Origin of the sequence: Amycolatopsis sp. NPDC051102 (assembly GCF_040682815.1) — a bacterium.
GTDB lineage: Bacteria > Actinomycetota > Actinomycetes > Mycobacteriales > Pseudonocardiaceae > Amycolatopsis.
Genome location: NZ_JBFBBT010000004.1, coordinates 478,532 through 491,116 on the forward strand (window position 1 = coordinate 478,532; position 12,585 = coordinate 491,116).

Here is a 12,585-nt window from a genome sequence, read left to right on the forward strand (position 1 = left end):
GAGCCGCCGGAGCCCCTGTTCACCCGCGCCCGAGAGGAGCTGTCGTGCGCAATCGCGAGTCCTGAAGCCGCTGCCTGTCGACCGCTGCGTCCGGAAGGAGTGCTGCTCTGCGTAACCGCGAGTCCTGAAGCCGCCCGTCGATCCCTGCGTCCCGAAGGAGGCATGCCGTGCGCAACCGCGAGTCCTGAGCTGCTGAAACCTCCGTCACCCGCGTCCGGAAGGAGTGCCGTCGTGCGTAACCGCGAGTCGTGAAAGCCGCTGCAACCGCCGTCACGACGCCTGGAAGGAGACCGCTGTGCGTAACCGCGAGTCCTGAGCCCGAGCCCGCCGACCCCGCGTCCGGAAGGAGAGCCGTCGTGCGCAACCGCGAGTCCTGAAGATCCCCGGCCTCCAGCCCGTCCCAGCCAGCCGCAGAAAGGAACGCCGCCATGCGCAACCGTGAGTCGTGAACGGTCCCCGCGCCCGGGTGGGCGCTCAGGCGGTCGCGCCGCCGTCGACCACCAGGTCGTGCCCCACGGTGAACGCCGCCTCGTCCGAAGCCAGCCACAGCACCGCGGCGGCCACTTCGGCCGTGGCGCCCACCCGGCCCAGCGGGATCGCGTCCTTCAGCCGCGCGGCGCGGTCCGCGTCCGTCTCGCCGGGGCGGCGGGACATGTCCGTGTCGGTCGCGCCCGGGCTGACCGCGTTGATGCGGATCCCGTCGCCGATGTGGTCGCGCGCCGCCGTCCTGGTCAGCGCGCTCACCGCGGCCTTCGACGCCGCGTAGGCCGCCATGTTCGGCAGCCTGCCGTGCGCGCCGATGTTCGACGCCATGTTGACGATCGCGCCGCCGCCGTGCGCCCGCATGTGCGCGATCTCGTGCTTCAGGCACAGCCACGTCCCGGTGACGTTCGTGCCCAGCACCGCGCCGAAGTCGTCCTCGCCGAGGTCCGCGACCGGCGCCGGCGACCCGAGGATGCCCGCGTTGTTGAACGCGACGTCGAGCCCGCCGTGCCGCGCGACGACCGTCTCGACCATCCGCGCCACGTCCCCGGAGTCGGTCACGTCGACGGTCACCGCGCTGGCATCCCCGCCGATTTCCCGCACCGCCGACGCCAGCCGCTCCTCGTCGCGTCCCGCGACGACCACCGTCGCGCCTTCGGCCGCGAACGCCCGCGCCGTCGCCCGTCCGATACCCGAGCCGCCGCCCGTCACCAGGACGACCTTGCCCGCGAAACGTGCCCCCATCGTCTTCCTTCTTTCTGGTCCGATCAGTCTTGAATGAGCAGGCGCATGGCCTGCGAGACGGCCGCGTGCACCCGGCTCGCCGCGTCGGTGCCCTTGCCCAGGACGCGCAGTCCTTGCAGCACGGTGAGCAGGAACCGGGCGAGTGTCGCCGGGTCGCTTCCGCCGGGTAGCTCACCCTGGGCGCGCGCACGTTCCAGTGCCATGGTGAGGGCGACCTCGAGGGTGTCCCAGCTGCGTTCCACCAGCCGCGCGACCTCGGGGTCGTGGGGGAGCAGCTCGATCGCCGCGTTGACGACGAAGCAGCCCATCCTTGCCTCGTCGCCGAGGATTTCCGCCACGTAACCGTCGAACAGCCGGCGCACCGCGGCCACGCCGGAACCCGGCTCGGACAGCTGTGCCATCACTCGCGCATCGGCCTGCTCCGCGTACCGCTTCAGCGCCGTCATGTAGAGGTCGTGCTTAGTGCCGAAGGTGGCGTACAGGCTGGCCTTGGCGACGCCGAGGTGCGTGACGAGGTCGCTGACCGACGTCGCCTCGTACCCCTGCCGCCGGAAGAGCGTGAGCGCGCCGTCGCACGCTTCGCCGACGTCGAACTCCTTGACCCGGGACATGATCGAAACCCTAGTGCTATCGAGAACGCTTGGTCAAATATGTGAGCGGCGGTGTGTCGGATCCGGCGACGGCGCGTGCGGTGGCACTATGGCTGCTCTGACCGGCCGAAGGGGTGAGGGATGCAAGATCGGCTGACGCTGCCGCCGACGGTTGTCGCCACCCACCTGCGCACCTGCGCCGAAGAACTCGCCGCGGGCCTGCGCTGCGGCGGCCCGGGCGCCACGACCGGCGAGCTGACCGATGTCGTCGCCCAGCTCGTGGCCGGCCAGGAGGCCATTTCCCATGCGCTCGCCGGCCTTGCGGCCCGCGTCGAAGGCGGCTCGGCCGCGCTCGCCGCGGCCCCGCCGCTGGATGTCGAGGTGGTCACCGAGGTGCTCCGCGCGGCGGCCATCGCCTCCCGCTGCTCGGCGGAGGCGCTCGACGAGGTCACGCCGTCCTTCGAATGTGTGAGCGAATCCGTTTCGCCTGACACCCGTTTGTAGCTGTCGATCCGCGCAGGTGGCTGTCTAGCCTGGGAGCTGCGGAGGTGATGCGCATGCGTGCGGTGTGGACGGGCACGATCGGGTTCGGTAGTTACGCCGTTCCGGTGAAGGCGTACAGCGCCACCGAAGAGCGCGAGCTCCCGCTGCACCAGGTGCACGAGGCCGACGGCGGCCGCGTCCGGGTCAAGCGCGTCTGCGAGGTGGACGGCGCCGAGGTGCCGCCCGAAGAGATGGTCCGCGGCTACCCGGTCCCCGGCGGCGACGTCGTCCTGCTCTCCGACCACGAACTGGCGTCACTCCCGATGCCGGGCCGCACGATCGCCATCCGCGGGTTCGCCCCGATCGCCGACGTCGATCCCATCTGGTTCGCGAAGAGCTACTACCTCGAACCCGAACCGGCGGGCACCAAGCCGTACGTGCTGTTCAGCGAGGCTCTCCAGCAGTCGGGCCGGATCGCGCTGGTCACGGTCGCGCTGCGCCGCCGCGAGACGCTCGGCGCGCTGCGCGTGCGCGACCAGGTCATCGTGCTCGAGACGATGCGGTGGCCGGACGAGGTGCGCGAGCCCGACTTCCCGTTCCGCCACGCCGACGTCGACATCCGCCCCGGCGAGCTGCGACGCGCGGTGAACCTGGTCGAGGAGCTGACGGGCGAGTTCGACCCGGGCCGCTACCCCGACCGTTACCGCGAAGCGTTCCAGGCGTTGGTCCAGGCGAAGATCGACGGCGCCGAGGTCGTCCAGCCGACGGCCGCCGAGCAGGCCGAGGGCGTCACGCGCCTGCTGGCGGCGTTGCAGGAAAGCGCCACCGAAGCGGAGGGCGAGCGCAACGCGGCCGTCGCGAAGGCCAAGGCCGCCGCGTCGAGGGCGGCGAAGGCGCGTACGACGGCGAAGCGGGCGGCGACGCGCAGGAGCACGAAGACGTCCGGCTGAGTATTACTACCCACGGGTAATTGAGGGTTCTCACACTCAACGCGTCGCGCCCGGCGCGGCAGACTTTGTCCTGCCGGCGGGTACCGGACCACCGGCCAGGAGGGAAGTTCGGACGGCCCCTGGGGAGGTGAGCCGTCCGGGCACCAGGGTTCCGGGGCGGGCCGGAGGAGGAGCGGCCCGTTTCGGAACCCGCCCCACGCCGCGGGGAGGCGGTGTGGGCAAGGGGGTGTCCGAAGGCTGCCGTGGAGGGATCGAGGGGTCTCCACGGCAGCTTTCAGGCAGTTGCGCGCCATGCCTCCGCGTGTCTGCGACGTGGCCGACCCGACCCGAGCGCCTCAGGTGTCCGCGAGCCGGATCAGCAGGTCGGCCGCCAACCTGAGCAACTGCCGCTCGGTCGGCGACAACGTCGTTTCGAGCGCGACGGCCAGCCATCGCTCCCGTTGGCTGCTGTACCGGCGCAGCACGGCCAAGCCGTCCGCGGTGATGCTGACCCGCGAGCGGCGCCCGTCGTCGGGATCCGGCACCCGGTCGACCCACCCGCGAAGCCGCAGCGACGCCAGGATCCGGGTGAGCGACTGCGGCTGCAGCCGTTCCGCCTCGGCCAGCTCGGTCGGCGTCTGCGTGCCCGCGCGGTAGAGCCTGCTCAGCACCGCGAGCACTGCCGGCCCGGGGTTGCCCTGGTCCGCCTCCGCGCGCATCCGCCAGTTCAGCCGCCCCACGCCTTCGCGCACCCGCCGGGACAGGTCGGCGAGTTCGGCGTCCGCGTGGACCGTGTCGGGCTGCATGGCCCCAGGTTAGAGGGTTCCCCGCACAAGCCGGGCATAACGCCCGCCGCGCGTCAGCAGCTCTTCGTGCGTTCCTCGTTCGGCGATCCTCCCTTCGTGCAGCACCACGATCTGGTCCGCGTGTTCCACAGTGGACAGCCGGTGCGCGATGGTCAGTGTCGTGCGGCCCGCGGCGAGCCGGTCGAGCTCGGCCTGCACCGAGCGTTCGGTGCGGGTGTCGAGCGCGCTGGTCGCCTCGTCCAGGATGAGCACCGGCGGGTTGCGCAGCAGGATCCGGGCGATCGCCATCCGCTGCTTCTCGCCGCCGGAGAACCGGTAGCCGCGCTGCCCGACGACCGTGTCGTACCCCTCGGGCAGGGCCGCCAGGGTGTCGTGGATGTGCGCGGCCTTCGCCGCCCGCTCGATCTCGTCGTCCGTCGCGTCCGGCTTGGCGAAGCGCAGGTTCTCCCGCACGGTGTCGTGGAAGAGGTAGGTCTCCTGCGACACCAGCCCGACGCCGGCCGCGAGCGAGGCCAGCGTGACGTCCCGGACGTCGGTGCCGTCGATCGTCACCGAACCGCTGCTCACCTCGTACAGCCGCGCGACGAGGTAGGCGAGCGTCGTCTTGCCCGAGCCGGTCGAGCCGACCAGCGCCGTCGTGGTCCCGGCCGGCACGTCGAGGTCGATCTCGTGCAGCGTCGGCGAGCCGTCCTGGTCGTAGCTGAACGAGACGCCGCGCATCGAGACGTCGCCGCGGCGCACCTCCAGCTCGCCGGCACCGGGCTTGTCCGCGATCTCCACCGGCAGGTCCAGGACCTCGAAGATGCGGCCGAACAGCGCCTTCGACGTCGCCACGTTCTGCCCGATCGACTGCATCGCGCTCGCCGGCGAGACCAGCCTGTTCAGCATGCTGGTGAACGCGACGACGGTGCCGAGCGAGATCGGCGACGCGCCGCCCGCCAGCGCCAGCCCGGCGATCCAGTAGACCAGCGCCGGGATCACCGTCAGGCTCATCGCCCGCGACGCCGTCTGCCAGCGGCCGGCCAGCGCGGCGGCCCGTTCCAGCGCCGCGATCTCCCGCGACTCCGCCCCGAAGCGCTCCCGCATCGCCCGTTCGTTGCCCATCGTCTTGGCGAGCAGCACCCCGGTGACCGACAGGGACTCTTCGACCATCGTCGTCAGCCGGGCCATCCGGCGGGTCCGGCCGCGGGCCAGGTTCCGCCGTTTCTTGCCCAGCCGCAGCGTGAACAGCAGGAACAACGGGACGACGATCAGGGAGAGCGCCGCGAGCTGCCAGTCGAGCAGGATCAGCGCGGTGGCGATGGCGATCGTCGTGGTCGCGTTCTGCACCATCGACCCGGCGGTCGTGGTGATGACGTTGTCGACCCCGCCGATGTCGTTGAACACCCGCGAGAGCACTTCGCCGCTCTTCGTCCGCGTGAAGAAGCCGAGCGACATCCGCTGCAGGTGGCCGTAGACCGAGACGCGCAGCTCGTTCATCACCCGCTGCCCGATGGTGTTGGACAGTCCGGTGGTGGCGACGCCGAGCGAGCCGCTGCCCACCGAGCAGACGATCATCCCGGCCGCGAGCAGGCTGATCAGCAGCGTGTCCCGGTGCGGGAGGGCGTCGTCGAGGATCTCGCGCAGCAGGAACGGCGAGACGACGCCGAGGCCGGCTTGCACGACGATCAGCGCGAACAGCGCGCCGAGGGGCCCGCGATGCGGGCGGAACAGCCCGGCGATCCGCCGCAGCGGGACGGGCTCGTCGGCGTCGGTGGCCGGTTCGCGGAGGACGGGGACGGAGGTCATGCACCTATGTTTACTAAAAGGCGGCGGGTGCGCCACCGAATTTCGCGATGTCACGCGAAAGTGGACTCTGAAGCTGATTAACGTACGCGTACTATTGACTGCGTACCCGCGGAGGGATCCAGCCGGAGCGACTACCCTCGTCAGAGCCGGCCCGGTCCGGCGCGCCACTCTCGACCCAGCTGGAGCGTGCACACCCGTGTTCGACACCCTCTCCGATCGGCTCACCGCCGCCCTGCAGACGCTCACGCGCAAGGGCAGGCTGTCCGACGCCGACATCGACGCCACCGCGCGCGAGATCCGCATCGCGCTGCTGGAGGCCGACGTCGCCCTCGGCGTGGTCAAGACCTTCATCGCGAGGATCAAGGAGCGGGCGAAGGGCGCCGAGGTCTCCCAGGCGCTCAACCCCGCGCAGCAGGTCGTCAAGATCGTCAACGAGGAGCTCGTCGGGATCCTCGGCGGCGAGACGCGGCGGCTCAACCTGGCCAAGACCCCGCCGACGGTGATCATGCTGGCGGGTCTGCAAGGTGCCGGTAAGACGACGCTGGCCGGCAAGCTCGCGCTGTGGCTGAAGAAGCAGGGCCACGCGCCGATGCTGGTCGCCTGCGACCTCCAGCGCCCGAACGCCGTCACGCAGCTGCAGGTAGTCGGCGAGCGCGCCGGCGTCGTCACCTTCGCGCCGGAGCCGGGCAACGGCGTCGGCGACCCGGTCGACGTCGCCCGCCGCGCCATCGCCGAGGCCAAGCACGCGCAGCACGACGTCGTGGTGGTCGACACCGCGGGCCGCCTGGGTGTCGACGAAGAGCTGATGAAGCAGGCCGCCGACATCCGCGACGCGGTCGAGCCGGACGAGGTCCTGTTCGTCGTCGACGCGATGATCGGCCAGGACGCCGTGACCACGGCCCAGGCGTTCCAGGACGGCGTCGGCTTCAGCGGCGTCGTGCTCACCAAGCTCGACGGCGACGCCCGCGGTGGTGCCGCGCTCAGCGTCCGCGAGGTCACCGGCCAGCCGATCCTGTTCGCCTCCAACGGCGAAAAGCTCGAGGACTTCGACACCTTCCACCCGGACCGGATGGCGTCGCGGATCCTCGGCATGGGTGACGTGCTCACCCTGATCGAGCAGGCCGAGCAGGCCTTCGACCAGAAGCAGGCCGAGAAGGCCGCGGAGAAGCTGTCGAGCGGCCAGCTCACCCTCGAGGACTTCCTCGAGCAGATGCTCGCGGTCCGCAAGATGGGCCCGATCGGCAACCTGCTCGGCATGCTGCCCGGCGCCGGCCAGATGAAGGACCAGCTGGCCCAGGTCGACGACAAGCACCTGGACAAGCTGCAGGCGATCATCCGCGGCATGACCCCGGCCGAGCGCGAAGACCCGAAGATGATCAACGGGTCGCGCCGGCTGCGCATCGCCAACGGCTCGGGCGTCACCGTCCGCGAGGTCAACGACCTGGTCAACCGGTTCTTCGAGGCCCGCAAGATGATGGCCCAGATGGCCGGCCGGTTCGGCTTCGGCGGCGGCGGGGGCGGCTCGAAGTCCCGCAAGGGCAAGAAGGGCAAGAAGGGTCGCGGCCCGACCCAGCCCAAGGTCCGCGGCGGCTTCCCCGGCGGCATGCCGATGCTGCCCCCGGGCGGGCAGATGCCGGGCGGCATGCCCGACCTCTCGCAGCTGGGCGGCATGAACGACGTCCCGGGCTTCGACCCGACGAAGTTCAAGCTCCCGAAGAACCCCAAGGACAATTGAGCCACGCCTTGGAGAAGTCACTGCACGCCGCCGGGGTGATCCTGCCCGGCGGCGAGCCGGGGGAGCTGTGGATCACCGGCGGCCGGATCTCGTTCGAACCGGTGCCGGACGCCGAGACGCTCGGCCGGGACGTCTTCCTCGTGCCGGGCCTGGTCGACGCGCACTGCCACCCCGGCATCGGCCTCGGCGGCCCCGTGTCGCTGGAAGAAGCGACCGAGCAGGCGATCACCGACCGGAACGCGGGCACGCTGCTGATCCGCGACTGCGGTCTCCCGATCGACGTCCGGCCGCTGCAGCGGCGGGCCGACCTGCCCACGATCATCCGCGCCGGGCAGCACCTCGCCCTGGCCAAGCGGTACATCCCGGGGCTCGGCATCGAGCTGGAGGACGCCGCGCAGCTGCCGGAGGCGGTCGCCGAGCAGGCGCGCGACGGCGACGGCTGGGTCAAGCTCGTCGGTGACTGGATCGATCGCGGCGTGGGTGACCTCGCGCCGCTGTGGCCCGACGACGTGCTGGCCGAGGCCGTCAAGGTCGCGCACGAGAACGGCGCCCGCGTCACCGCGCACGTGTTCGGTGAAGCCGCGCTGCCCGGGCTGATCGCGTCCGGCATCGACTGCCTGGAGCACGGCACCGGCTTGAGCGCCGATCAGCTGGACGAGCTGGCGCGCCACGACGTCGCCCTGGTCCCGACGCTGATCAACATCGAGAACTTCCCAGGCATCGCGGACAAGGCGGGCAAGTACCCGACGTACGCCGCGCACATGCGCGCGCTGCACGCCGGCGTGGGGGAGATGGTCGCTTCGGCCATCGAAGCGGGCGTACGCGTCTTCGCGGGCAGCGACGCCGGCGGCATGGTGGAGCACGGCAGGCTCGTCGACGAGGTCGAAGCGCTCCACCGCGCGGGCATGACGCGCGAAGAGGCCCTTGCGAGCGCGTCCTGGGCGGCCCGCGACTGGCTCGGCCACCCCGGCATCGCCGACGGCGCGCCCGCCGACCTGCTCGTCTACCCGAGCGACCCACGCGAGGACCTGGGCGTCCTCCGGCATCCCTCGCACATCGTGCTCGGCGGGGCCGTCTACGCCTAGACCCCGCTGATTTCCTTGCGGGGTCGGCACTTTAGCGTGGAGCGCGTGACGGACGACGACGGCGCACGGCGCGTGCTGGGGGCGCACTGGTGTTTCGTGGCGTTCTTCGCGGGGATCGCCGGCTACTACCTGACCAACCTGCTCATCGCCGCCGCGGTCAACCGGAACGTCGGCGAGTTCGACCCCCTGGAGCTGCGCGACATCGGCCCGTTGCTGCTCCTGGCGTTCGTGCCCAACCTGCTGCTCGGCCTCGGCCCGGCGACGGGGTCTTGGCTCTGGGGCGACGGGCTGCGCGCGGACTTCGGGCTCAAGCCGACCTGGCGCGACGTCCGGATCGGCCTCGCGTGCGGCGTGCTCGCGCTGGTCGTCGGCTACCTGCTCAACCTCATGCTGATCGCGGTCTACGGCGCCGATGACGTCTCCGACAGCCCGCTGACCGACCTCGCCGACACCTTCGACGGCGACACGGTGTGGCTGGTGCTCGCCGCGGTGATCGTCATCGCCGGCGCGCCGATCACCGAGGAACTGCTGGTCCGCGGCACGCTGTGGAAGGCGCTGTCGTTCCACCGGATCCCGCCGTGGGTGGTGCTCGTGCTCACCTCGCTGGTGTTCGCCCAGCTGCACGGCGAGCCGACCCGGACCATCGCGCTGTTCGGCCAGGGCTTGGCGATCGGGCTGGCCCGGCACCTGTCCGGCCGGGTCAGCGCGGGCGTGATCGCCCACGCCGCCAACAACCTGCCGCCGGCCGTGCTGCTGTTCGTCGCGCACTGATCGTTGCGAAGATCGATGGACAGTAGTTGGACGGATACTGTGAGATCACATCCCGGCGGCTAGGCTCGACGCAGGAGCCGAGCGACGCGGAGGGCAAGGCGTGACCACTTCCCAGCCCCGGGACCCGGCTGCCGGCCCGACGCCGTTCCCCGAGCCCGAGGAGCCCGCCGCGACCGCCTTCCTGCCGCCCCCACCGCGGCACCGGTGGGGCTTCGGAGCCTTCCTGCTCGTCGAAGCCGTGTTGCTGGCGTCCGCGGCCTTCGTGTCCGCCCTGGTCGGCGACACCGGTCCCGGTCCGCTGCCGATGCGGGTCGTCCTGCTCGGCACCATGCTGCCGACGATGATCGCGGCGGGCGTGGCGGTGCTGATCACCTTCATCCGCGGCAATGGACCCGTCGTCGACCTGCGGCTCGAGTGGCGCTGGGCCGACGTCAAAACGGGGGTCCGGTACGGCTGCGTCGGCCTGGTCTTCACCACCGTCGCCGCCTACCTGTGGACGCACCTGGTCGGCGACGCCAACGCGACGTCGGCGATCAGCGCGCTGGTCGAGGACCGCCGGATGTCCGTCTCCGCCGCCGTCGTGATGTTCGTCTACCTCTGGCTGCTCGGCCCGATCTGCGAGGAGATCATCTACCGCGGCCTGCTCTGGGGCGCCGCCGAGCAGCTGCAGTGGCGTAGCGAGCGCTGGGGCCGCGTCGCGGCGTTCCTGCTGTCCACGGCGGTGTTCGCGGCCAGCCACCTCGAGCCGCTGCGGACGACGTTGCTGCTGGTCATCGCCGTGCCCATCGGCCTCGTGCGGCTGGTCACCGGGCGGCTGCCGGGTAGCATCGTCGCGCACCAGGTCAACAACTTCCTTCCGGCGCTGACCATCCTGCTCGGGGCCCTCGGAGTGGCCTCTTTCTGAGCCTCTTTCCGGGGTCGCGGGCGCCGTCTGGCAGAATGGGTCACTGCCTGCTTCCGCCGGACCCTCTCACCGCGCGAAAGCTCCTGACCTCCGGGTGCCCGCGTCCGTGTCCCCACTCGGCCCGCGTGCGCCCAGCCCAGTACCAGAGAGACTCGAGGAGAACCCACACCCGTGGCCGTCAAGATCAAGCTGCAGCGCCTCGGCAAGATCCGTGCGCCGTACTACCGCATCATCGTCGCCGACGCGCGCACCCGCCGGGACGGCAAGGCCATCGAGACGATCGGCAAGTACCACCCGAAGGAAGAGCCGAGCCTGATCGAGGTCGTCTCCGAGCGCGCCCAGTACTGGCTGAACGTCGGCGCGCAGCCGACCGAGCCAGTCCAGCGCCTGCTGGAGATCACCGGTGACTGGCAGAAGTTCAAGGGCCTGCCGGGCACCGAGGGCACCCTGAAGGTGGCCGAGCCGAAGCCGTCGAAGCAGGACCTGTTCAACGCGGCGCTGGCCGCGGCCGGCGAGGAGCCCTCCACCGAGGCCACCACGCCGAAGAAGAAGTCCGCCCCGAAGAAGGCCGAAGCCGAGAAGGCGGAGGCCGCTGAGGGCGAGAAGTCCGAGTGAGTTTCCTCGCGGACTCCCTCGAGCACCTGGTGCGCGGGATCGTCGACAACCCGGACGAGGTCCGGGTCGAGCTGCTGACCACCCGCCGTGGCCGCACGCTCGAGGTGCACGTGCACCCCGACGACCTCGGCAAGGTGATCGGCCGGGGTGGTCGCACGGCGACCGCCCTGCGCACCGTCATGGGTGGCATCGGTGGCCGCGGCGTCCGCGTTGACGTCGTCGACACCGACCGCTGAGCCTCATCGAAACGGTCAGGATGGACGTCGTAGTAGGCCGCATCGCGAAGGCGCACGGCATCCGCGGGGAACTCGCGGTGGACGTGCGCACGGACTCGCCGGAAGAGCGGTTCAGGATCGGTGCGGCCGTCACGACGAAGCTGCGTGACGGCAGCAAGAGGGAACTCACCATCGCAGCCGCCCGCGAACACAGCGGGCGGCTGCTGGTGCGTTTCGAGGAGGTCCTGACCCGCGACGTCGCCGAGACGCTGCGGGGCGCGCTGCTCGTGGCCGACACGGCCACGCTGCCGCCCACGTCGGACCCGGACGAGTTCTACGACCACGAGCTGGCCGGCCTGCGGGCCGAGCTCACCGACGGCACGGTCGTCGGCAAGGTCGTCGAGGTCGTCCACTCGCCCGCCGGCGAGCTCCTGGAGCTCGACGTCGAGGGCCGCGAGGTGCTGGTGCCGTTCGTCCGCGCGATCGTCCCCACGGTGGACGTCGACGGCGGCCGGGTCGTCCTCGACCCGCCGGAAGGGCTGCTGGACGCCTGACATGCGGATCGACGTCGTCACGATCTTCCCCGAATACCTCGACCCGCTGCGCGCCGCGCTGCTGGGCCGGGCGATCGACCGCGGCCTCATCGAGGTCGGCGTGCACGACCTGCGCGACTGGACCCACGACGTGCACCGCGCGGTCGACGACGCGCCGTACGGCGGCGGCCCCGGCATGGTCATGAAGCCGCAGATCTGGGGCCCGGCCCTCGACGACGTCTGCCGTCCCGAGACGCGGCTGGTCGTCCCGACGCCGGCCGGGCGGCCGTTCACCCAGGAGCTGGCCCACGCCTACGCGGCGGAGAAGCACCTGGTCTTCGCCTGCGGCCGCTACGAGGGCATCGACCAGCGGGTCGTCGACGACGCGGCCCGCCGGATGCCGGTCGACGAGGTGTCGATCGGCGACTACGTCCTGGTCGGCGGCGAGGCGGCGGTGCTGGTCATCGTCGAGGCCGTCGTCCGGCTGCTGCCCGGCGTGCTCGGCAACGCGCGTTCGGCCGCCGAGGACTCCTTCTCCGACGGCCTGCTCGAAGGCCCCAGCTACACGCGTCCCGAGGTGTGGCGGGACCTGGCCGTGCCGGACGTGCTGCGCTCCGGCAACCACGCGCTGATCGACCGCTGGCGGCGTGACCAGGCCCTCGAGCGCACCGCCCGGCGCCGCCCCGATCTCCTGGCGGCGCTGCCGGAAGGTAGTCTCGACAAGCACGATCGCGGGGTCCTCGAGGGCTTGGACCCCGAGCAGGCCGAGGGCCGGTTGTCCCGGCCCGATCCCGGTCTGTAATACTTGACAGGTTGGCGTGAGTGGACCTCCTCGTCCACGAGCCCGCCATCAGCCCCCCGGGTCGCCCGCAGCGGCACCGTTGCGCGCCCGGGATCTGTACGC

14 protein-coding genes are annotated in these 12,585 nt (G+C 71.3%); 10 read left to right on the forward strand and 4 right to left on the reverse strand.

The genetic code is table 11. From position 1 onward, the window contains the following. Positions 1-474: 474 nt before the first annotated feature. Entirely contained in the window at positions 475-1,227 is a 753-nt protein-coding gene (locus AB0M93_RS16650; protein WP_364274058.1) for a glucose 1-dehydrogenase, read from the reverse strand. A gap of 23 nt (positions 1,228-1,250) precedes the next feature. Beyond that, positions 1,251-1,838, reverse strand: a complete 588-nt coding sequence (locus AB0M93_RS16655; protein ID WP_364274061.1) for a TetR/AcrR family transcriptional regulator — start codon at positions 1,836-1,838, stop codon at positions 1,251-1,253. 120 nt (positions 1,839-1,958) lie between these two features. Here AB0M93_RS16655 and AB0M93_RS16660 point away from each other — a divergent pair, with 120 nt between their 5' ends. Both AB0M93_RS16660 and AB0M93_RS16665 read left to right on the forward strand, forming a co-directional pair. After that, positions 1,959-2,321, forward strand: a complete 363-nt coding sequence (locus AB0M93_RS16660; protein ID WP_003103080.1) for a hypothetical protein — start codon at positions 1,959-1,961, stop codon at positions 2,319-2,321. A gap of 53 nt (positions 2,322-2,374) precedes the next feature. After that, on the forward strand, positions 2,375-3,250 hold the full coding sequence (locus AB0M93_RS16665; RefSeq protein WP_364274064.1) for a Ku protein: 876 nt from the start codon (positions 2,375-2,377) through the stop codon (positions 3,248-3,250). A gap of 335 nt (positions 3,251-3,585) precedes the next feature. Here AB0M93_RS16665 and AB0M93_RS16670 read toward each other — a convergent pair whose 3' ends face one another. Continuing rightward, a complete protein-coding gene (locus tag AB0M93_RS16670) occupies positions 3,586-4,035 on the reverse strand; it encodes a MarR family transcriptional regulator (RefSeq protein ID WP_364274067.1) in 450 nt (149 codons plus the stop codon). A gap of 9 nt (positions 4,036-4,044) precedes the next feature. Beyond that, positions 4,045-5,823, reverse strand: coding sequence for an ABC transporter ATP-binding protein (locus AB0M93_RS16675; protein WP_364274069.1), 1,779 nt, complete (start codon positions 5,821-5,823; stop codon positions 4,045-4,047). Between the two features lie 196 nt (positions 5,824-6,019). Here AB0M93_RS16675 and ffh point away from each other — a divergent pair, with 196 nt between their 5' ends. The 8 genes from ffh to trmD all read left to right on the forward strand — a co-directional run bounded on the left by ffh (position 6,020) and on the right by trmD (position 12,483). Then, complete coding sequence (gene ffh, locus AB0M93_RS16680; protein WP_364274072.1) at positions 6,020-7,558, forward strand: signal recognition particle protein; 1,539 nt, start codon at positions 6,020-6,022, stop codon at positions 7,556-7,558. An 8-nt stretch (positions 7,559-7,566) separates the two neighbouring features. Continuing rightward, positions 7,567-8,643, forward strand: a complete 1,077-nt coding sequence (locus AB0M93_RS16685; protein ID WP_364274075.1) for an amidohydrolase family protein — start codon at positions 7,567-7,569, stop codon at positions 8,641-8,643. A 45-nt stretch (positions 8,644-8,688) separates the two neighbouring features. Beyond that, complete coding sequence (locus AB0M93_RS16690; protein ID WP_364274078.1) at positions 8,689-9,414, forward strand: type II CAAX endopeptidase family protein; 726 nt, start codon at positions 8,689-8,691, stop codon at positions 9,412-9,414. A 100-nt stretch (positions 9,415-9,514) separates the two neighbouring features. Next, on the forward strand, positions 9,515-10,318 hold the full coding sequence (locus AB0M93_RS16695) for a type II CAAX endopeptidase family protein (protein WP_364274081.1): 804 nt from the start codon (positions 9,515-9,517) through the stop codon (positions 10,316-10,318). Between the two features lie 171 nt (positions 10,319-10,489). Then, complete coding sequence (gene rpsP, locus AB0M93_RS16700) at positions 10,490-10,933, forward strand: 30S ribosomal protein S16 (protein WP_308672106.1); 444 nt, start codon at positions 10,490-10,492, stop codon at positions 10,931-10,933. Next, a complete protein-coding gene (locus AB0M93_RS16705) occupies positions 10,930-11,169 on the forward strand; it encodes an RNA-binding protein (protein ID WP_003103110.1) in 240 nt (79 codons plus the stop codon). The genes rpsP and AB0M93_RS16705 overlap by 4 nt, the downstream gene beginning before the upstream one ends. 20 nt (positions 11,170-11,189) lie before the next feature. Then, a complete protein-coding gene (rimM, locus tag AB0M93_RS16710) occupies positions 11,190-11,702 on the forward strand; it encodes a ribosome maturation factor RimM (protein ID WP_364274084.1) in 513 nt (170 codons plus the stop codon). Position 11,703: 1 nt separating this feature from the next. Beyond that, positions 11,704-12,483 (forward strand): tRNA (guanosine(37)-N1)-methyltransferase TrmD, encoded by a 780-nt coding sequence (gene trmD / locus AB0M93_RS16715; protein WP_364274086.1) that lies wholly within the window; start codon positions 11,704-11,706, stop codon positions 12,481-12,483. Positions 12,484-12,585: the final 102 nt, after the last annotated feature.